19 protein-coding genes are annotated in these 18,875 nt (G+C 62.9%); 10 read left to right on the top strand and 9 right to left on the bottom strand.

All coding sequences use genetic code 11. The features are described 5' to 3' along the window. Positions 1-132 precede the first annotated feature (132 nt). Positions 133-963 carry an NADPH-dependent 7-cyano-7-deazaguanine reductase QueF gene (gene queF / locus EL191_RS13850; protein WP_041980986.1) on the top strand — a complete coding sequence of 277 codons (831 nt, stop codon included), beginning with the start codon at positions 133-135 and terminating at the stop codon, positions 961-963. A 68-nt stretch (positions 964-1,031) separates the two neighbouring features. On the opposite strand, the gene EL191_RS13845 is transcribed toward queF, so the two are convergent. The 3 genes from EL191_RS13845 to EL191_RS13835 form a co-directional block, all read right to left on the bottom strand. Continuing rightward, positions 1,032-1,298, bottom strand: coding sequence for a DUF4404 family protein (locus EL191_RS13845; RefSeq protein ID WP_013716073.1), 267 nt, complete (start codon positions 1,296-1,298; stop codon positions 1,032-1,034). Positions 1,299-1,414: 116 nt separating this feature from the next. Then, entirely contained in the window at positions 1,415-2,131 is a 717-nt protein-coding gene (locus EL191_RS13840) for a phosphatase (protein WP_041980987.1), read from the bottom strand. Between the two features lie 62 nt (positions 2,132-2,193). After that, on the bottom strand, positions 2,194-2,604 hold the full coding sequence (locus EL191_RS13835; protein WP_017363238.1) for an acyl-CoA thioesterase: 411 nt from the start codon (positions 2,602-2,604) through the stop codon (positions 2,194-2,196). A 104-nt stretch (positions 2,605-2,708) separates the two neighbouring features. Here EL191_RS13835 and EL191_RS13830 point away from each other — a divergent pair, with 104 nt between their 5' ends. Continuing rightward, positions 2,709-3,413 (top strand): MlaA family lipoprotein, encoded by a 705-nt coding sequence (locus tag EL191_RS13830; protein ID WP_041980988.1) that lies wholly within the window; start codon positions 2,709-2,711, stop codon positions 3,411-3,413. Positions 3,414-3,500: 87 nt separating this feature from the next. Here EL191_RS13830 and EL191_RS13825 read toward each other — a convergent pair whose 3' ends face one another. Then, positions 3,501-3,800, bottom strand: coding sequence for a PilZ domain-containing protein (locus tag EL191_RS13825; RefSeq protein ID WP_041980989.1), 300 nt, complete (start codon positions 3,798-3,800; stop codon positions 3,501-3,503). Positions 3,801-4,013: 213 nt separating this feature from the next. On the opposite strand from EL191_RS13825, the gene rssB reads away from it, so the two are divergent. Together rssB and rssC are read left to right on the top strand one after the other, a co-directional pair. Further along, positions 4,014-5,198: a two-component system response regulator RssB gene (rssB, locus tag EL191_RS13820; protein ID WP_041980990.1), complete on the top strand. Its 1,185-nt coding sequence runs from the start codon at positions 4,014-4,016 to the stop codon at positions 5,196-5,198. Between the two features lie 8 nt (positions 5,199-5,206). Further along, positions 5,207-5,689, top strand: a complete 483-nt coding sequence (rssC, locus tag EL191_RS13815) for an anti-sigma factor antagonist RssC (protein ID WP_024308595.1) — start codon at positions 5,207-5,209, stop codon at positions 5,687-5,689. 91 nt (positions 5,690-5,780) lie between these two features. Here rssC and tal read toward each other — a convergent pair whose 3' ends face one another. After that, entirely contained in the window at positions 5,781-6,707 is a 927-nt protein-coding gene (tal, locus tag EL191_RS13810) for a transaldolase (protein ID WP_041980992.1), read from the bottom strand. A 194-nt stretch (positions 6,708-6,901) separates the two neighbouring features. Between tal and EL191_RS13805 the strand changes: the two genes are divergently transcribed. After that, on the top strand, positions 6,902-7,237 hold the full coding sequence (locus tag EL191_RS13805) for a winged-helix domain-containing protein (RefSeq protein ID WP_041980993.1): 336 nt from the start codon (positions 6,902-6,904) through the stop codon (positions 7,235-7,237). On the opposite strand, the gene dusA is transcribed toward EL191_RS13805, so the two are convergent. Further along, positions 7,207-8,199, bottom strand: coding sequence for a tRNA dihydrouridine(20/20a) synthase DusA (dusA, locus tag EL191_RS13800; RefSeq protein ID WP_080764315.1), 993 nt, complete (start codon positions 8,197-8,199; stop codon positions 7,207-7,209). The two genes, EL191_RS13805 and dusA, sit on opposite strands and share 31 nt — an antisense overlap. Positions 8,200-8,383: 184 nt before the next feature. Here dusA and pqqF point away from each other — a divergent pair, with 184 nt between their 5' ends. From pqqF to nahK, 5 genes are all read left to right on the top strand, one after another. Beyond that, positions 8,384-10,759: a pyrroloquinoline quinone biosynthesis protein PqqF gene (gene pqqF / locus EL191_RS13795; RefSeq protein WP_041980995.1), complete on the top strand. Its 2,376-nt coding sequence runs from the start codon at positions 8,384-8,386 to the stop codon at positions 10,757-10,759. Positions 10,760-11,079: 320 nt separating this feature from the next. Further along, the gene (locus EL191_RS13790) at positions 11,080-12,264 is read left to right on the top strand and encodes a porin (protein ID WP_041980996.1); all 1,185 of its coding nucleotides are present in this window, start codon (positions 11,080-11,082) and stop codon (positions 12,262-12,264) included. Positions 12,265-12,336: 72 nt separating this feature from the next. Beyond that, positions 12,337-12,729: a hypothetical protein gene (locus EL191_RS13785; protein WP_041980997.1), complete on the top strand. Its 393-nt coding sequence runs from the start codon at positions 12,337-12,339 to the stop codon at positions 12,727-12,729. A 258-nt stretch (positions 12,730-12,987) separates the two neighbouring features. Then, positions 12,988-14,151 (top strand): nitric oxide-sensing protein NosP, encoded by a 1,164-nt coding sequence (nosP, locus tag EL191_RS13780; RefSeq protein WP_041980999.1) that lies wholly within the window; start codon positions 12,988-12,990, stop codon positions 14,149-14,151. After that, a complete protein-coding gene (gene nahK / locus EL191_RS13775) occupies positions 14,081-16,723 on the top strand; it encodes a hybrid sensor histidine kinase/response regulator NahK/ErcS' (RefSeq protein ID WP_164722333.1) in 2,643 nt (880 codons plus the stop codon). The genes nosP and nahK overlap by 71 nt, the downstream gene beginning before the upstream one ends. A gap of 250 nt (positions 16,724-16,973) precedes the next feature. Here nahK and EL191_RS13770 read toward each other — a convergent pair whose 3' ends face one another. The 3 genes from EL191_RS13770 to EL191_RS13760 form a co-directional block, all read right to left on the bottom strand. Further along, positions 16,974-17,393: a GNAT family acetyltransferase gene (locus EL191_RS13770; protein WP_041981001.1), complete on the bottom strand. Its 420-nt coding sequence runs from the start codon at positions 17,391-17,393 to the stop codon at positions 16,974-16,976. A 154-nt stretch (positions 17,394-17,547) separates the two neighbouring features. Then, complete coding sequence (locus EL191_RS13765) at positions 17,548-18,213, bottom strand: response regulator transcription factor (protein ID WP_017363255.1); 666 nt, start codon at positions 18,211-18,213, stop codon at positions 17,548-17,550. Positions 18,214-18,236: 23 nt separating this feature from the next. Then, the gene (locus tag EL191_RS13760) at positions 18,237-18,812 is read right to left on the bottom strand and encodes a PQQ-dependent catabolism-associated CXXCW motif protein (protein ID WP_017363256.1); all 576 of its coding nucleotides are present in this window, start codon (positions 18,810-18,812) and stop codon (positions 18,237-18,239) included. Positions 18,813-18,875: the final 63 nt, after the last annotated feature.

Below are 18,875 nucleotides of genomic sequence, written 5' to 3'. Positions count from 1 at the left end.
GGCTACGACTGCAGGGGTAGAGCGAAGCAGGATGCCGGAGCCGAAAGCCCCTCCCACAGTTTGTCTGCGGGTGCGGCCTGGCGCGCAACCCGTTAAACTCGCGCGGTTTTTCGCCACCCTGGATTGCGCGCCATGCAGCACCCCGCCGAACATTCCCCGCTGGGCAAATCCAGCCAGTACATCGCAGAGTACAGCCCCGAGTTGCTGTTTCCCATTTCACGCAGCACCAAGTGGGCGGAGCTAGGCCTGGATGGTGCCAGCCTGCCGTATCAGGGCGTGGACTACTGGAACTGCTACGAGCTGTCCTGGCTGCTACCGTCCGGCAAGCCGGTGGTGGCCATCGGTGAATTCGCCATTCCTGCCGATTCGCCGAACATCATCGAGTCGAAGTCCTTCAAGCTCTATCTCAACTCGCTGAATCAGACGGTATTCGCCAGCTGGGACGAGGTGCAGGCAACCCTGGCGCGCGATTTGTCGAAGGTGGCCGGCAAGCCGGTGGCGGTGCGCCTGCGCTCGCTGGGCGAGGTGTCGGCAGAGGGCATGGCGACGCTGCCGGGCCAGTGCATCGACGAGCTGGAGATCAGCGTCAGCCAGTACCACCAGCCACAGCCGCAGTTGCTGCGTTGCGACGCCGGGCGTGTGGTGGAGGAGAGCCTGCATAGCCATCTGCTCAAGTCCAACTGTCCGGTCACCGGCCAGCCGGATTGGGGGAGTCTTGTCGTGCAGTACCGGGGCGCGGCCCTGGATCACGCCAGCCTGCTGGCTTATCTGGTGAGATTCCGCCAGCACGCCGACTTTCACGAGCAGTGCGTGGAACGTATCTTCCTCGATCTGCAGCGCCTGCTGCAGCCGCAGTCGCTCACCGTCTATGCGCGCTATGTGCGCCGCGGTGGGCTGGATATCAACCCGTACCGCAGCACCGAGGCAATCACCCCGGACAATGCTCGCCTGGCGCGCCAGTAATCCATGAAAAATGCCGCCATTGGGCGGCATTTTGTTTGAGTTCTCGGGCTCTATCTGCGGTAGGGCGTTCAGATGCCCATGTTGGCCAGGGTCTGCATGATATTGCGCAGGGTGCCGGCGAGGGTGGGATGGCTCGCCTCGAAACGTTCCACCGCCAGATTGACGCCATCGACCAGCGTGGCGTCGGGCGCCGCTGCGGCTTCGCGTGCCAGTTGCACTTCGATTTCCTGAGTCAGCAGGTAAAGCGATGCGCGTTCTTCCTCACTGAGCGGCGTGTCCTGGGCCAGGTGCTGCTGGAGGGCTTCCAGTTGCTGCTGCAGGTCGCTTGCGGGCATAGAGTTCTCCTTCTCGAATCGGCATAGGCATTGACCCCCAGCGTCGCCGGAAGTTTTCAGCCCGTACCTGAAGGTTAATCCAAGCAGGCCGGCTTTGCCTGATCCTGATCAAGCGCTCAGGGCTTTTCGCCCTTGCTGCGGCGCATACCGATATCTTCGAGGCTGGCCGCGATCTCGCCCAAGTGATCGACTACCGAATGTACGCCCAGGCGATAGAGCTGCAGTGTCGCCTCGGCCCGCAGTCGTTCCTGCTCGCTTGCACCGAGCGCTTGCCAGTCGGCTGGGGCCTGGCCGCACAGAGGCCCACAGGTTGCCAGGCCGATGGTCCAGCAGCCGGCATTGAGCCCAGCCTGCAGCAGCAGGGGATTGCCGCTGACGACAATACAGCCATCCAGGCGCTCCACGCTCAGGTGGCTCAACGCTTTCCAGCAGTTGTCTGGCGCCGGCCAGGGCCTGGCCTGGTGAGGTATCACTTCCTCGATGTGGGACGGCAGTGCCTGCGCCAGGCGCAGGCTGGCCTCGGCGGGTAGGTTGTCCAGCCATGCGCAGGGTGTACCTGTGTCATGCAGGGTTTGCAGCAACTGTGCGGCGCCAGGGGTCAGCTCGGCATGTTCGCCTGCAACTTCACCGAGCATCTGTTCCAGCGCCTGCAGTTGCGCTGCCGTGGCGGGTTTGCCGAGCAGGACCTCCAGCGCCTGCTGAGGTGCGCCAATGGTGGGCTTGGTCGTGAGCTCGGGATACAAACGCTGCAGGGCGACAGGCAGCGTACGGGCGCCGAAGTCGACCAGGCAGCCGGACAGTTGAAAGATCAGGGCAGTGCAGGAGGAGGGCATGGGATCATCCGCGGCAATGGCCCAAGCCAATCTAGCGGCAGCGGATGACCGCCATGTGACCGTCAGGTGACGGCGAACAGGGCGCGAACGTGCTCGGGCAGGGCGACCGACTTGCCGCTGTCGTGGTCGATCCATACCAGTTTGCAGTAACCCTCGCCGTAGATCGTCAGCGGATCCTCGACAGTGCTCAGACTATGCTCGATAACCAGGCTGCTACGGCCTACTGCACCAGCCCTCAGTTGCACCACCACGGTAGCGGGATGGACCACGGGTTTAAGGTAGGTGTGCTGGGTCTGCAGTACTACCGGGCCGAATGGCACGTTGCTCATCGCCACGCCGGCCAGCTCGAACCAGGCGACACGGGCTTCCTCCAGGTACTGCATGTAGATGATGTTGTTGACGTGCCCATAGCTGTCCATGTCGCCCCAGCGAACGGGGATGTGTGCGGTGTGCAGCAGGGGTTTATCAGTCATCGCTTTTCTTCGCTATGCTGCCCAATGCGGGCTTCAGGCTTTATACTACGCGGCCTTCAGGCCACTGGCGTTGGCCACCTTATTTCCCTCAAGGAGAGATTTCAATGCATGTGATCGGTGCTCGCTGGATCGCGCGCCTGGGTGGCCTGATGGCCCTTGTTGGCCTGGGCTTGTTGCCTGCCATGGGCCAGGCTGCTTCGGAAGAAGATCCTTGGGAAGGTTTCAACCGCCCGATCTTCCGTTTCAACGACGCGCTCGACACCTATGCGTTGAAGCCCATCGCACAGGGTTACCGTGCGGTGACGCCGCAGTTTCTCGAGGACGGTGTGCATAACGTCTTCGGCAACATCGGCGACGTCGGCAACCTGGCCAACAACCTGCTGCAGGGCAAGGTGCACGATGCTGGCGTCGATACCGGTCGTCTGATCTTCAACACCACCTTTGGCGTTCTGGGCTTCTTCGATGTGGCGAAACACATGGGCCTGCAGAAGAGCAACGAAGATTTCGGCCAGACCCTGGGCGTCTGGGGCTTGGAAAGCGGCCCGTATCTGGTCATCCCGTTCCTCGGCCCAAGCACCGTGCGCGACGCTGCCGGGCGTGTACCGGATAGCTTCCTGACCCCCTATCCGTACATCGACCATGTGCCGACCCGTAACGTCACTCGTGGCGTCCAGGTGGTCGACACCCGGGCCAGCCTGCTGCAGGCCGAGCGCCTGATCAGCGGCGACAAGTACATCTTCATCCGTAACGCCTATCTGCAGAGCCGTGAGTTCAAGATCAAGGATGGGCAGGTCGAAGACGACTTCTAAGTGCAGATGAGCTCACGAGGGCGGAAGCAACGCTCCGTGGATACGAAAAAGGCGGCCCTCGGGCCGCCTTTTTCGTAAATGCAGATTTCAGCTCATGGAGATGATGGCCAGGCCCAACGACTGCCGGCCGTCGCCCAGATCACTTACCCGAACCACTTCCGCCTGAGCATCGAGACCGGCCAGCTCGCTGTGCTCGGAGGGGATGTGGACCTTGACCTTGTCACCCATGCTCAAGGCGACTTCAGCCTCGATTTGCATGCCGGTGCTGGAGAGATCCAGGCACATTGCAGGGATTTCCCGGCCAGCGTGATGGAGGACGACTGCTGCTTCCAGTCGCATGCGGATATAGTCGCGTTTCTCGCTGTACGCTCGATCATTCTGACTCATGGACCCTGTCCTCTTCTTATGAGCTCTTCCGCGGCTCTTATAACCCTCGTCGATTTGACCTGTAAAGCTGCCGAACGACGACCGGTCCCGGCTTGAATCGGCCGGCGGATGGGAGTACCGTCTGCCCCTTGAAATCGCCCTGGCGCCAATGACGCGGCGCCGCGCCACGGGCAGTGACCAAAATTGCCCTGGCGCAGTTTGCCTGGATACCCCATGCACAAAACCAGTGCCACTCTGCTGATCATCGACGACGACGATGTCGTGCGTGCAAGCCTTGCGGCCTACCTCGAGGACAGCGGCTTCAAGGTGTTGCAGGCCAACAATGGTTTGCAGGGGCTGGAAGTGTTCCAGCAGGAAGGCCCCGACCTGATGATCTGCGATCTGCGCATGCCGCAGGTCGACGGTCTTGAACTGATCCGACGTATCAATGCGCTCGGCGTCGAAGTCCCGGTGATCGTGGTCTCCGGCGCTGGCGTGATGAACGATGCCGTCGAAGCCCTGCGTCTCGGCGCTGCCGACTACCTGATCAAGCCCCTCGAAGACCTTGCCGTGCTGGAGCACTCGGTGCGCCGTGCGCTGGATCGTTCACGGCTGCGTGTCGAGAACCAGCGTTACCGCGAGAAGCTGGAGGCGACCAACCGCGAGCTGCAGGCCAGCCTGCACCTGCTGCAGGAAGACCAGAACGCTGGGCGCCAGGTACAGATGAACATGCTGCCGGGAACGCCCTGGCAGACCGATGGCCTGACCTTCGCACACCAGATCATCCCGTCGCTCTACCTGTCCGGCGACTTCGTCGATTATTTCCGTATCGACGAGCGGCGCATCGCCTTCTATCTGGCCGATGTTTCCGGCCATGGCGCTTCCTCGGCATTCGTCACCGTACTGCTCAAGTTCATGACCACGCGCCTGCTCTACGAGTGGAGACGTGGCGGCACGCTGCCCGAATTCAAGCCATCCGATGTCCTTGGCCACATCAACCGTGGCCTTATCAACTGCAAGCTGGGCAAGCACGTAACCATGCTTGGCGGAGTGATCGACGAGGAGAGCGGCATGCTCACCTACAGCATCGGCGGGCATCTACCGCTTCCGGTGCTGTTCGAGAATGGCCAGGCGCGTTACCTGGAAGGCCGTGGCCTGCCGGTCGGCCTGTTCGAAGAAGCGCAGTACGGTGATCTGGTAATGAAACTACCGGAGTCGTTCAGCCTGACCCTGCTGTCGGACGGCATTCTCGATCTGCTGCCGGGGGACACGCTTAAAGAGAAGGAATTGGCGTTGCCACAACTGGTTAGCCAGGCTGGCGGTACGCTGAGTGGTTTGCGTCAAGTTCTCGGTCTGGCCAATCTGGGCGAGATGCCGGATGATATCGCCTTGCTGGTGTTGAGCAGGAACCTTGCATGAACCCTGGGATTAGCCCCGGTCGCATCCAATTTGCCGAGCAGGATGGAACATTCGTCCTGAAGTTCGTCGGTGAAGTCCGTCTGACCCTGTGTTCAGCGCTGGATGCCACGATTGAAAAGATTTTTACCGCGTTGAATTTTTCGGCCATCGTCATCGACCTGACCGAAACTCGCAGTATCGACAGTACTACCCTTGGTTTGCTGGCGAAATTGTCCATTTTGTCGCGGCAGAAGGTTGGTCTGTTGCCGACCGTTGTCACCACTCACGACGACATCACCCGCCTGCTGGAGTCCATGGGCTTCGATCAGGTGTTCAATATCGTCGATCGGCCAATCCCGTGCCCCGAGTGCCTGGATGATCTGCCGTCGCAGGATCAATCCGAGGAAGTGGTCAAGGCCAAGGTGCTGGAGGCTCACCGTATTCTGATGGGGCTCAACGATTCCAACCGCGAGGCGTTCCACGATCTGGTCAGCGCGCTCGAACGGCATTGATCGATCGCTTTCCGTAGGGTGCGCGCAGCGAACCCTACCTTCGAACTCGCAATGTAAAGGGGCGTCAGCTTGGCTGGCGCCCCTTTGTCATTCAGGCCTTGGCGGCCAACAGTGTTTCGAGCTTTTCCTGATCTCGGGCGAATAGGCGGATGCCCTCGGCCAGTTTCTCGGTGGCCATGGCATCCTCATTCAGGGCCCAGCGGAAGGCGCTCTCATCGAGACTCTGGCGCGGCTGGCTGGTCGCGCCGGGGTTCAGTTGGCGACTCAGGACGCCGTCATCCTCGGCCAGTTTCTGCAGCAGATCCGGGCTGATGGTCAGGCGGTCGCAGCCAGCCAACGCCTCGATCTGGCCAAGGTTGCGGAAGCTCGCGCCCATCACCACGGTGTCGTAGCCGTTGGCCTTGTAGTAGTCATAGATGCGCGTGACCGACTGTACGCCTGGGTCTTCGCTGCCCGCAAAGTCACGGCCTTCGGCCTTCTTGTACCAGTCGTAGATGCGGCCAACGAACGGCGAGATGAGAAACACGCCAGCGTCGGCGCAGGCTTGCGCCTGGGCGAAGGCGAACAGCAGGGTGAGGTTGGTCTGCACGCCGGCTTTTTCCAGTTGCTCGGCCGCGCGGATGCCTTCCCAGGTGGAGGCGATCTTGATCAGCACGCGGTCGCGACCGATGCCGGCTTTTTCATACAAACCGATTAGGCGCTCGGCGCGGCGCAGCGTGGCCTCGGTGTCGAACGACAGGCGCGCATCAACCTCGGTGGAAATACGCCCAGGAATGACCTTGAGGATCTCCTGGCCGACGGCTACCCCGAAATGATCGCAGGCCAGACCCAGGTCGCCCTGGCCAGCGCTTACCGCCTGTTTCAAGAGGTCAGCATAGCGGGGCAGCGCGGCAGCCTTGAGCAGTAGCGAGGGATTGGTCGTGGCGTCCACCGGTTGCAGGCGGGCAATGGCATCGAGGTCGCCGGTGTCAGCGACTACGGTGGTGAACTGCTTGAGTTGTTCCAGCTTGGAGGTCATGACATAGCCTTGTCGTTGCAGATGAAGCGACCTTACCCGAGGCGCTCTAGGCGCTCAACGGGTAGGGCGCTGACACAATATTTACCATTTGCGGATGCGTTTTTTCCCATCTCGTTCGTCTCTATTGAAGAGACCCGAAAAAACGCTCGAAGTCGGTGGAGTCCGGCTTTGTTACACAGCCAAGGAGCCCGAACATGTCGACCCAGCACAACCCGTCTCGTTCACTGAACTCTGCCGAGAATGCGCCGGACAGTCGCCAGTGCCGCGCTTTGCTGCAGGCCGTCGGGCTGCGCTTCAGCATGCCACGGCAGAAGGTGGTGGAGGCACTGTACGGCGCCGACGAGGATGAAGGGATTTCCAGCCGCGAGCTGCACCAGCAATTGAATCAGGCCGGCGAGCCGCTCTCGCTGGTGAGCGTGCGTCAGGTACTACGGCGCATGGAGGAAGGCGGCATGATCCAGGCGACAGGGCGCAGCCGCTATCGCCTGACGATCACGGCTCAGTGCCCGCGCAACAGCTCGGCGGCCTGATCGAGCAGGCCGAGCGGATCCTGAACCTTGTGGATGTCCACCGACAGCAGTTGGCGGAAGCGTCGTGCGCCGGGAAAACCCTGTGCCAGACCGAGCACGTGGCGGCTGACGTGATGCAGGGTGCCGCCCTCGCGTAGATGTTGTTCAACATAGGGCTTGAGGGCGAGCAGGGCGTCCATGCGTGTGATGGGCGTGGTATCCGCCCCGAACAGCCGATTATCTACCTGGGCCAGCAGGAAGGGGTTGTGGTAGGCCTCGCGGCCGAGCATCACGCCGTCGAAGGTTTGCAGGTGCCGTTCGCATTCCTCCAGCGTCTTGATCCCGCCGTTGAGGATGATCTCCAGGTCGGGGAAATCCTGCTTGAGCTGCGCGGCGACGTCGTAGCGCAGCGGCGGAACCTCGCGGTTTTCCTTCGGCGACAGGCCTTCGAGGATGGCGATGCGGGCATGCACGGTGAAGCTGCGGCAACCGGCATCGCGTACCTGGCCGACGAAATCGCACAGCTCGGCGTAGCTGTCACGGCCGTTGATGCCGATGCGGTGCTTGACCGTCACCGGTATGCTCACGGCGTCCCGCATGGCCTTCACGCAGTCGGCCACCAGCGCCGGGTGGCCCATCAGACAGGCGCCGATCATGTTGTTCTGCACGCGGTCGCTGGGGCAGCCGACGTTCAGGTTCACTTCGTCATAGCCATGTTCTTCAGCCATCCGCGCGCAGGTCGCCAGGTCCTGCGGGTTGCTACCGCCCAACTGCAGGGCAATCGGGTGTTCACACTCGCTGTAACGCAGGAAACGCTCACGGTCGCCGTGGATCAGCGCGCCGGTGGTGACCATCTCGGTGTAGAGCAGGGCATGGCGCGACAGCTGACGGAGAAAGAACCGGCAATGACGATCCGTCCAGTCCATCATCGGAGCAACGGAAAAGCGGCGGGACAGGGCAGGGCGGTTGGAATCCTGGGACATGGGACGCTGTGACGGGCTGGAAAATGGCCGCGTATTCTAACAGCAAGCCCGCGTGGCACGGGCTTTTGTTGCTGGCCGGCCAGCGGCTTTGCATCAGGCGGTCGGCCCGGACTCGGTCCAAAGCAGCATTGCCGGACCGAGGGGCAAGGGGCAAGCTAGCGACAAGCAGCCCAGAGAACTGACGATGTCCAATCAAGCTCCCGTTACCCGGCGCCTGGCCAATGGCGCCGAACTGCGCGCGCAGCAACAGCCCTGGGCGCAGCAGGCAGGGGTGTGTCTGCGGGTGGCGGCGGGCAGTCACGATGAGCCGCCAGCCTATCCGGGTCTGGCGCACTTTCTCGAACACCTGCTGTTTCTCGGTAGCCGCAATTACCCGGTCGATCAGGGTTTGATGGCGTTCGTCCAGCGCCACGGTGGGCTGGTCAATGCCTCGACCCAGGCTCGGCACACCGATTTCGTCTGCGAACTGCCGGCCGAACTTCTGCAGCCGGCGTTGACGCGTCTGCTGGATATGCTCTGCCAGCCGCTGCTGGATATCGACGCGCAGTTGCGCGAGCGCGAAGTGCTGCACGCCGAATACCAAGCGCGCAGCCAGGATGTGAACTGCCGCATCGATCATGCCTTGGGCCAGGCGCTGGCGGTCGATCATCGCTGCAGTGACTTTCTGGCAGGTGATCGCAACACGCTGCTTGTCGAATCCGAGGCGTTTCAGCAGGCGCTGCGTGCGTATCACCAGCGCCACTACCAGGCCGGACATATGTGCCTGAGCCTGGTGGGGCCGCAAGCGCCAGAGCAACTGCTGGATATCGCCGAGGCGCTGCTGGGGCCATTGCCGGGCGCACAGATCGAAGATTCCAGACCTGTGGCCGATTTGCTTCCGCTGCGCGCCTCACGCCTGAGTCTGCAACACGATCGGCCTGCCGTGCATTTGGGCTTTGCCGCTCAGGTCGATGCGTGCCAGTTGCAGGCACCACTGGAGTTATTGTTGGACACCCTACATGACCCCGCATCTGGCGGCCTGCTGGCTGGCTTGCGTGAGCGGCAGCTGTGTCGGCAATTGCAGGTGCGGGAGTTGTATCGGCATCAGGGCCAGTGTCTGCTGCGCTTCGATTTTCCCGGCGCCACGACGGAGCAGGGCCCGGCCTTGCGTGCAGCGGTGCAGAGTTGGGCGGCGCAGCTGCAGGGCCATGAACATTGGCCGCAGCGGCTGCAGGGTCATCAGCAGGCGGTCGCACTGAGGTTGTTAGGGCTTAGCTCACTGGCACTGGCTCAGCACCTGCAGGCCCCCGAGCAGGAAAACGACACCACCTTGCGCTCCCTGGCCGCGCTGCTCGGGCAGTTGGCGCAAGGCGACGGATTGATAGAGCTGCAATGCAGCCAGCGTACACAATCAGAGTGGCCCGCGACTGGATTGGCGCTGCCCCTACAGGCCTTGCCGGCCCAGGCGCCGCTACCCTTTGAGCACGAATGGCAGCTGTGCTGCGACGAGCTACTGCTGGATGAGCGGGGCTCTGTCTCGGCCGTTTTGCCGCTGGCTGAGCTGAGGCATTACCCTGGGCAGCCCGAGGGCGGCCCGGCCGCGCTTTACTGGCGCGGCGCGTTTGTCGGTAGCGGCGATATGACGGCCATCGAAGCCGCCCTGTTGGCGCGTAGCGCTGATCTGCGCTGGCGTGGAGAGCGACTTGGCATCGCCAGTCAACTGAGCGTGCATGTCTCTGGCTGGACCTTGGCCTTGCGGGGGGCTGCGGCATTGTTGCCGACTTTCAGCACGCAACTGCTGCCGTTGCTGTTGGCCCCCGTAAACGAGCCTGTCGAATTCACCTCGCAGGGGATGCTGTTGCGGGTGCTGCTGCAGCGTTTGCCGCAGCTGTGCGAGTTGCCCGCTACATCGAACCTGCAAGGACTGAGCGTCGGGCTGGGCGAGCGGCAGCAGGCGCGACTCGCAGAGTTGTGCACGGCGGTCGAGCCCCTGGCGGGTTTGCCGCCAGCATCAGGTACCTGGAGAGGAGTCGACTGGCACGAGGTCTCGCAGCCCGGCGCGGATGCGGCACTGCTGCTGTTCTGCCCGCTGCCTGACGCTACCGCTCCTACCGAGGCGGCCTGGCGGGTGCTCGGGCAACTGCTGCAGGGACGTTTCTACCAGCGCCTGCGAGGCGAGCTGCAACTGGGTTATGCCTTGTTCGCCGGCTTTCGCCAGGTGCTGGGCAGCAGAGGCCTGCTGTTCGCCTTGCAGTCGCCGGTCTGCGATGCGGCCGGTATCTTCGCCCATGTCCGTGCCTTTCTCGATGAGCAGCGCTCACTGCTCGAAGGGCTGGATGATGCGACGCTGTCGGGCGCCCTTGATGCGTTGCAAGCTGCGTTGAGTCCGGCCAGGTCCAACCAGGCTCGCGCCGAGCAGCTGTGGCATCTGTATCTGGCGGGCTTGCCCGAGTTGCATCCGCAGCAGGTTTTACAGGCATTGCAGGCACTGTCCACGAGCGATCTGCTGCGGACGCATGAGCAGTTGCTGCTTGCCCGCGATTGGCGAGTATTGGCCAGCGGAGCTCCGGCGCCCGTCTAGGCAAGCGCTGCTTCCCACGCATCACCATGAACCCGGCCCGGAACGGCCAGGCGCTCTGCCGTGGGCGTTTTTCTGTATCCCTTCTTGAGAACTTCTGCGCGCCTTGTCTGCACGTCTACGCCCTAGGGCTGGCCAGGTACTACGACCTTTCTCCCGCTACCGGTAGCAAGTCGGTCGCGAGCCGGCGGGAGCGGGCCGGTAGCGCCCGGCCAAAGCAGCAGTGAATCGCTGCCAAGGCAGCGTATGGCCCGTCTGACCTGCTTTCGATAATCGCCTCCGACACGACTGCCCTGGCGGTCGCCACTCAAGCGGAGAGCGTTATGCACAACAACAAGATCGCCATCACTCGATTTCTGCCCCTGACCTTGGCCACGGCCGTCGCCCTGGCGACCGCGCAGCAGGCCGCCGCCGAGATCGTCCTGTACGACAAGGACGACACCACTTTCTCTACCGACGGCTATATCAACGCCTTCTACGTCAACAGCGACGTGGACCGTGACGGCGAGCAGTTCGACCGTCGCCAGTCGCGGGTGAAGATGGGCTTTCTGCCCAACTGGATCGGCTTCAACTTCGGCAAGCAGATCGATGATCTGAAGCTGACCGGTCGCTCGTCCTTCTGGGTCACCATCAACGACAGCGAAACCAATGGCACCGATACCGCCATCGACGTCCGTCAGTTCTACGGCACCGTTTCCAGCTCGGAGTGGGGCGAAGTGCTGGTGGGCAAGGACTTCGGTCTGTTCTCGCGCTCCAATATCTTCCTCGATGAGCTGCTGGCCGGGTACGGCAACGTCTCCGATACCCTGGGCCTGGTGGACGGCAACGGCGTGTCCTTCGGCAATATCGGCACCGGCTACCCGTATCCGTTCCCGACCTCGCAGATCACCTACCGCAACAACAACCTGGCCGAAGGCCTGCGTGTCGCGGTGGGCATCATGGACCCGGTAGACACCAACGACGACAGCCCGACCGGTAAGGCCTACCAGGAAAACCCGCGCTTCGAATCGGAAGTCAGCTACCAGTTCGATCTGGGCGGTTCGACCATCTACACCTGGGTCAACGGTGCCTACCAGACCTCCGAGAATACCGACGACACCGTCGACAAGGTCACCTCCAAGGGCCTCGGCTATGGCGTGCAGGCCAAGTTCGGCGGCCTGTCGCTGACTGGTTCGGGCTTCCAGGCCAAGGGCATCAACCCGTTCTTCACCAACAACCTGGGCGAGCCGACCCTGCGTGACATCGACAGTGACGGCTACCTGCTGCAGGGCTCCTACACCTGGGGCAAGAACCGCGTGGCGCTGTCCTATGGCAAGACCGAGGACGACGGCAACGGCCTGGGCGTGGCAGCGGACTACGAGACCCGCGGCATCGCCTACTTCCGCACCATCAACGACAACCTCAAGCTGGTCGCCGAGTACAACCAGTACCAGATCGACGCCGCCGCCGGCAGTGGTCTGAACGAGGACACCGACACCTTCGCCGTGGGTGCGGTACTCAGCTGGTAAGCCACATGGCTTGCGGACGACGGGAGGCCCATGGGTCTCCCGTTCTTTTTATGAATCGAAAGGAAGAATTCAATGATCGGACTCTGGAGCGAATCGGCTCAAACCTATCTGCTGGTGCTGGCGATCAGCACCACGCTGGTCTTCGCGCTCCCCATCTTCCTCCTGCCGCTGACCTGGGCGCGCCTGATGCGCTGGCGCATCCCGCAGGACATCGACCTCGCGGTGTACTTCGGACGTTGCCTGGGCGCCTTCATCCTCATTGTCGAGGCGCTGATGCTGCGCGCCGCGCTGACTGGTGAAGCGCTGCACACCACCTTCGAGGTGCTGGCCGCGGTGGCCCTGCTGATGGTTCTGGTGCATGTGCATGGCGCGATCAAGCGCATCCAGCCGTGGACGGAAACCCTGGAGATCGGCTTCTACGCTGGGATGTTCGTGCTGACCCTGATGTTCTGGCCGGTGCATTGAGGGTCATGGTGCGCGAGGCGCACCCTACACAAGCATGGCGGCGTCCCAGGTAGGGTGCGCCATGCGCACCAGCGATTCCGGGCCGTGATGGAGAGCCGGGTAGGGCCCGATGGCAGACTCTGTCATTGCCCTTGGCGCCGCCGTACTGCTTCGCGAGTACGTCCTACGGATCTACTACCCAGTACTCAAGTAGCATGGGGCGGGCAGCGCCGGCTTCGTAGAATTTCCCCATGATCAGCACGTGAATTGGGGCGTGATATGGCCTTGGAACAGTCGGAGGGCGTGCTCAGCGCTGTCTCCAGCACGAAGGATGTGGAATTGGCCGCCCAGGAACTGGCACGCCAGCTGATCCATCCCTATCTCGGTTTCGTGCTGTTCTTCTGCTCGGCCGAATACGATCTCGACGGCCTCGGCCAGGCGCTGGAAGCGCATTTCGGCGGTGTCAGCCTGGTGGGCTGCACCAGCGCCGGCGAGATCACCCCACAGGGCTACGACCGTGGCTGTGTGGTGGCGTTGGGCTTCGACCTGCGCTGTTTCTCCATCGCCAGCGTGCTGATCGACGAGATGGAACGCTTCAATCTGCTCGATGCGCAGCATCTGGTCGATGGTCTAGTCAAGGATTGCCGCAGCAACGAGCTGGCCTCGATCAAGGGCCACAGCTTCGCCCTAACCCTGCTCGACGGACTTTCCAGCCGCGAAGAACTGGTGCTCGGCGCACTCAGCGCGGCGCTGGGCAGTATCCCGCACTTTGGCGGCTCGGCCGGCGACGACAACCACCTGACCCACACCCACGTCTATCACGGCGGCCGCTTCCACAGCGGCGCAGCGGTCGTGGTGCTGTTTAACACCTGGCTGGAGTTCGAGGTGTTCAGCACCCACCACATCCAGCCCAGCGCGGAAAAGCTGGTGGTGACCCGCGCCGACAGCGCCACGCGCCGGGTGTTTGAGCTCAATGCCGCGCCGGCCGCGCAGGAATATGCCGAGCTGATCGGCGTGCCGGTCGAGGCGCTGGATCTGCGCGCGTTCGCTGCCTATCCGCTGGCGGTTCGCATCAGCGATCACTACTACGTGCGCTCGATCCAGCAGGTGCACGACGACCTCAGCCTGACCTTCTACTGCGCGGTGGAGAACGGCATCGTCCTCACCGCCATGCACCCCGGCCCCTTGCTGCCCAACCTGCAGCAACTGTTCGCCGGGCTGGAGCAGCGCCTCGGTCCGCTGCTGCTGACCATCGGCTGCGACTGCTTCCTGCGCCGCCTGGAGATCGAGAACGATGGCGGCGTCGAGTCGGTCGCCACACTGCTGCGCCAGCAGCGGGTGATCGGCTTCAACACCTACGGAGAGCAGTTCAATGGCATGCACATCAACCAGACCTTCACCGGTGTCGCCATTGGCCGACCTGTTGGGCGTGGCGAGCGCTGAGCTGCAGGCACGCTGTACGGCGCTGGAGCAGGAAAACGCCAAGCTCAAGCGCATCAACGCCGCGCTGATCGAACGGGTCGAGTCGATTCATTCCCGTGGCGACGATGCCTACGCGGCCTTCCAGCATTCGGTGGTGCTGTCCGAACAGGTGCGCGAGCGCACTGACGCGCTGAACCAGGCGATGGCCGAACTGAAATCCAGCAATCAGTTGCTCAGTGATGCGCGGTTGCGGGCCGAGACAGCGCACCAGCATTTGATCGACGCCATCGAGAGCATTTCCGACGCCTTCGTGCTGTTCGATGATCGCCAGCGCATCGTGCTGTTCAACAGCCGTTTCAAGGCGCTGTGGGCGCGCAGCCGCGCGCGCATCGGCACCGGTACGCGGTTGGAAGAAATTCGCCGGCTGAGCCGCAGTACCGGCCTGGTGGCGGAGGCACAGTTGGGCAAGGAGGGCGAGCCGAGCCTGTTCCGCCTGCAGGACGGGCGCTGGGTGCAGGTCAGCGAGCGGCCGACCCGCGAGGGCGGGCTGGTGATCCTCTACACCGACATTACCGAGGTGAAGCAGAGCGAGGCGTTGCGCCGCGAGCAGGCCCTGGCGCAGAAGTCGCGCCTGCTGCAGCGCGCGGTCGACAACCTGTCGCAGGGCATGGCCATGGTCAATGCCGAGGGCGCGCTGGAGTTGTGGAACCACCGTTTCCTCGAACTTTGCGGCCTGGCGCCGATCAACGCCCATCGGCCGTTCGCCGAAGTGATGGCGGAAAGCGAACTTGAGCCGCTGACCCCGGACAGCCGCGATGCCGCCGGCAAACCGCTGCGCCAGGTGGAGGTGCGCCTGTTCGACGGGCGCATGCTGGAAGTGCGTACTCATCCGTTGCCCACCGGCGGCTTCGTCAACACCTTCACCGATATCACCGAGCGCCATCGCCAGGCTCAGGCGCTGAGCGACAGCGAGCGCTGGATTCGCCTGATCACCGACCACGTGCCGGCGCTGATCGCCTACCTGTCGGCTGATCTGGTCTACGAATTCACCAACAAGGTCTACGAGGAATGGTACTGCTGGCCGCGCGGCGCCATGCTCGGCCAGAGCCTGCGTGAAGTGCACAGCGAGGAGCATTGCCAGCGCCTGGAGCCCTACGTCGAATTGGCTCTGTCCGGCGAGAGCGTAACCTTCGAGTTCGCCGAAACCAACCACAACGGCCAGGAGCGCTACATGTTGCGTTCCTACGTGCCCAACCGTCAGGCCAGCGGCGAAGTGGTCGGCATCTTCGTATTGATCCGCGACATCACCGAGCGTCGCCGCACTGCCGAGGCATTGCACCAGGCTTATCAACATCTGGAGCAGCGCGTGCGTGAGCGCACTGCCGAGTTGACCACGGTGAACGACCAACTGCGCCGCGAGATCGACGAGCGCACGCAGATGGAGGCGCGCCTGCGCGAAGCCAAGGGCGAGGCCGAGCAGGCCAATCTGTCCAAGACCAAGTTCCTCGCGGCGGTCAGCCATGATCTGTTGCAGCCGCTCAACGCGGCGCGGCTGTTCACCAGTGCCTTGTTGGAGAAGAAGGACCTTTCCGGCTGCGCGCCGCTGGTACGTAATGTCAGCAACTCGCTGGAAGACGTCGAGAGTTTGCTCGGCACGCTGGTGGACATTTCCAAGCTCGATGCCGGGGTGATCAAGCCCGATATCGCGCCATTCGCCGTCAGCGAGTTGCTGGAGAACCTGGCCGCCGAGTATCACCAGATCGCTGGTAGCGAGGGTTTGCGCCTGGACTACCTGCCCAGCTCGGTGCTGGTGCGCAGCGACGTGCAATTGCTGGCACGGATTCTGCGCAACTTCCTCAGCAACGCCATTCGCTACACCGCCAGCGGGCGCATCCTGCTGGGCTGCCGGCGGCGCGGCAACAGCCTGTCCATCGAAGTCTGGGACACCGGCATCGGCATCGCTCAGGACAAGCTGGTGGAGATATTCCAGGAGTTCAAACGCGGCGATAACGTGCAGCGCAAGCAGGATCGTGGCCTGGGCCTGGGCCTGGCGATCGTGGAGAAGATCGCGCGCATGCTTGGCCACCGCATTCGCGTGGCGTCGCAGCAGGGCAGGGGCTCGATGTTCGCCGTCGAGGTACCGCTGACCCGCCGCGCGCCGCGCGTGCGTACGGTGCAGGACAGCCCGGATCAGTTGCTCGAACGCCTTAGCGGTACACGGGTCTGGGTGCTGGATAACGACGCGGCGATCTGCGCCGGCATGCGCACCCTGCTCGAAGGCTGGGGCTGCCGGGTAGTGACTGCGCTGAGTGAAGAAGACCTGGCGTGCCAGGTGGACAACTACCACGCCGAAGCCGACCTGCTGATCGCCGACTACCACCTCGACGACGAGCGCAATGGCGTCGACGCCGTGGCGCAGATCAACGCCCGGCGTAGTACACCGCTACCGGCGCTGATGATCACCGCCAACTACAGCAACGAGCTCAAGCAGCAGATGCGCGAGCTGGGCCACAGCCTGCTGCACAAACCGGTGCGACCGATGAAGCTGAAGGCGGCGATGAGTCACCTGATGGAGCGTGGGGCAGGGGCTTGAAATCCGGTGCGCACGGCGCACCCTAGGGTTTACCCGAGCGAGCAGAGCGCAGGAACTGTAGGGTGGATGTTGCTTTTTACATCCACCGCAGCGGTGGATCGGTACAGCGTGATCCACCCTACGACACTGCGTCGATCATCCTGTAGGGTGCGCTGCGCGCACCGAGGCGAGCCCGTAGCCCGGATACAATCCGGGAACGATCACGCCGTTCTACCCCGGATTTCATCCGGGCTACGATAAGGGCGCCTCGTCAATCATCCGCGATCAGGCGTTTGCCCAGACTGACCGACGCGTCGATCTTGTAGCCAAGCCGCTCGTAGAAGGCCAATGCCGCCGCGTTGGTGTCGCGCACCTGCAGGCTGAGCTTGGGGCAGCCCAGAGCGAGCAACTGTTCTTCGATATACGCCATTAACTGACGGGCCAGGCCTTGCTGGCGTTGCTCGGGGCACACAGCCAGGTAGTTGACCCAGCCGCGATGCCCCTCGTAGCCGGCCATGGCCGATGCCACCAGCTTGCCGTCGATCTCACCCACCAGAAACAGCTCGGGCTGCACCGTCAGCTTGCGCTGGATGTCCTTGTGTGGGTCGTTCCACGGGCGGGTCAGGTCGCAACGTTGCCAGAGATCGATGACGGCGGCTTCGTCAGCGAGCCGGAAGGGGCGGATGTGCATGGTGGACTCCAATCGGTGAGGCCGCCGTTTTAGCACGGCTTGATGACGGGAGTCAGGACAACCTCGTTCGTCACTCCCGCGAAGGCGGGAGCCCAGGTGCTTCTTGGGTTCTGGCTTCCCGCCTGCGCGGGAATGACAGTCAACCTATCGGGCGCTAGCGGCGCAGGTAGGAGGCGAAGTCGATATCGCCAGCCGAGAGGATCGCCTGCACACGGTTATGCACGCCCAGCTTGCGCAGGATGGCCGAGACGTGGGCTTTGACCGTGGTTTCGGCGATATCCAGGCTGTAGGCGATCTGCTTGTTCGACTCGCCCTTGGTCATGCGCTCGAGCACCAGCAGTTGCTTGCGCGTCAGGGCTTGCAGCAGTTCCGGGGCGATGCTGTGGTTGTCGTGATGCTGGCGCGAGCTGCCGCTCTTCTGCGAACGGATGATGTCCGGCGGCAGGTAGACGTTGCCGTCGAGAATCTGCGCGATGGCGTCGGTCATCTGCGCACGCGGTGAAGACTTGGTGATGAAGCCCACCGCGCCATAGGTGATGGCCTGCAGCACGATCTGCTTGTCCTGCTCGGCGGAAACGATCACCACCGGGATGGTTGGCGCCTCGTTGCGCAGGTTCATTAGCCCGCCTAGACCATGCATACCGGGCATGTTCAGGTCGAGCAGGATCAGATCCAGATCGTCGTGGCTCTGGGTCAGCTCCAGGGCGCTGTCCAGGTCGGCGGTTTCCATGATCTCGCTGCCGGGAAAACCGTCGGCGATGACGTTATGGATGGCTTCACGAAACAGCGGATGGTCGTCGGCAATCAAAATCTTGTACATGGCCTTGCACCTCGTTGTTGTGATTATGGTGTGGCAGTGGGCGTGAGGAAAGCAGCAGGCAGTTCGGCGGGTTGGGCGGGCACCAGGGGCAGGCCGGCCTGTTCCCAGGCATCGACGCCGTCACGGTACCAGTAGAGTTGGCGATAGCCCATGGCATGGGCGCGACGTGCGGCGTTCCAGCTCAGCCAGCAATCGGAGCGGCAGTAGAACACGAAGGGTTGGCGCACGTCGCCACGGCTCTGCTGGTGCAGGTAGTGGGTGAAGTAGCGCTGCCATTGTGGGGCCAGGTTGCCGTCGCCGGAGTTGGCCAGCCACAGGCTGCCGGGCAGGTTGGCGTGGGGTGCGTCCTCGACGAAGCGGTCCTGCACGAAGGGGCGTCGATACACGTCGATCAGGCGGGTATCCGGGCGCTCGGCGAGCAGCTTCTGCAGGGCGGGAGTATCGACGATCTGCACGCCGTCCAGGCTGGATGGCGTGGGGCTGCGGTACTGGCTGCTGCGATAACCGTCGGCGTCGAACAGATCTTCGGCATGCGCAAGGCAGGCCAGTAACACCGAGGCGAGCATCAGGCCTGCTTGCACGGGCAGACGGTACTTCATGGCAAGGTCTCTACTTATTTTTGTAGCGGTATTACAGGCCATGGTCGCAGGCTTGGGAATTCT

The organism is Pseudomonas mendocina (assembly GCF_900636545.1).
GTDB lineage: Bacteria > Pseudomonadota > Gammaproteobacteria > Pseudomonadales > Pseudomonadaceae > Aquipseudomonas > Aquipseudomonas mendocina.
This window is presented reverse-complemented; position numbering and strand designations above follow the sequence as displayed.

Bases quoted from the DNA above. Each gene is read 5' to 3' on its own strand.
- queF (WP_041980986.1), top strand. From the start codon at position 133: ATGCAGCACCCCGCCGAACATTCCCCGCTGGGCAAATCCAGCCAGTAC.
- EL191_RS13845 (WP_013716073.1), bottom strand. From the start codon at position 1,298: ATGCCCGCAAGCGACCTGCAGCAGCAACTGGAAGCCCTCCAGCAGCAC.
- EL191_RS13840 (WP_041980987.1), bottom strand. From the start codon at position 2,131: ATGCCCTCCTCCTGCACTGCCCTGATCTTTCAACTGTCCGGCTGCCTG.
- EL191_RS13835 (WP_017363238.1), bottom strand. From the start codon at position 2,604: ATGACTGATAAACCCCTGCTGCACACCGCACACATCCCCGTTCGCTGG.
- EL191_RS13830 (WP_041980988.1), top strand. From the start codon at position 2,709: ATGCATGTGATCGGTGCTCGCTGGATCGCGCGCCTGGGTGGCCTGATG.
- EL191_RS13825 (WP_041980989.1), bottom strand. From the start codon at position 3,800: ATGAGTCAGAATGATCGAGCGTACAGCGAGAAACGCGACTATATCCGC.
- rssB (WP_041980990.1), top strand. From the start codon at position 4,014: ATGCACAAAACCAGTGCCACTCTGCTGATCATCGACGACGACGATGTC.
- tal (WP_041980992.1), bottom strand. From the start codon at position 6,707: ATGACCTCCAAGCTGGAACAACTCAAGCAGTTCACCACCGTAGTCGCT.
- EL191_RS13805 (WP_041980993.1), top strand. From the start codon at position 6,902: ATGTCGACCCAGCACAACCCGTCTCGTTCACTGAACTCTGCCGAGAAT.
- dusA (WP_080764315.1), bottom strand. From the start codon at position 8,199: ATGTCCCAGGATTCCAACCGCCCTGCCCTGTCCCGCCGCTTTTCCGTT.
- pqqF (WP_041980995.1), top strand. From the start codon at position 8,384: ATGTCCAATCAAGCTCCCGTTACCCGGCGCCTGGCCAATGGCGCCGAA.
- EL191_RS13790 (WP_041980996.1), top strand. From the start codon at position 11,080: ATGCACAACAACAAGATCGCCATCACTCGATTTCTGCCCCTGACCTTG.
- EL191_RS13785 (WP_041980997.1), top strand. From the start codon at position 12,337: ATGATCGGACTCTGGAGCGAATCGGCTCAAACCTATCTGCTGGTGCTG.
- nosP (WP_041980999.1), top strand. From the start codon at position 12,988: ATGGCCTTGGAACAGTCGGAGGGCGTGCTCAGCGCTGTCTCCAGCACG.
- nahK (WP_164722333.1), top strand. From the start codon at position 14,081: ATGGCATGCACATCAACCAGACCTTCACCGGTGTCGCCATTGGCCGAC.
- EL191_RS13770 (WP_041981001.1), bottom strand. From the start codon at position 17,393: ATGCACATCCGCCCCTTCCGGCTCGCTGACGAAGCCGCCGTCATCGAT.
- EL191_RS13765 (WP_017363255.1), bottom strand. From the start codon at position 18,213: ATGTACAAGATTTTGATTGCCGACGACCATCCGCTGTTTCGTGAAGCC.
- EL191_RS13760 (WP_017363256.1), bottom strand. From the start codon at position 18,812: ATGAAGTACCGTCTGCCCGTGCAAGCAGGCCTGATGCTCGCCTCGGTG.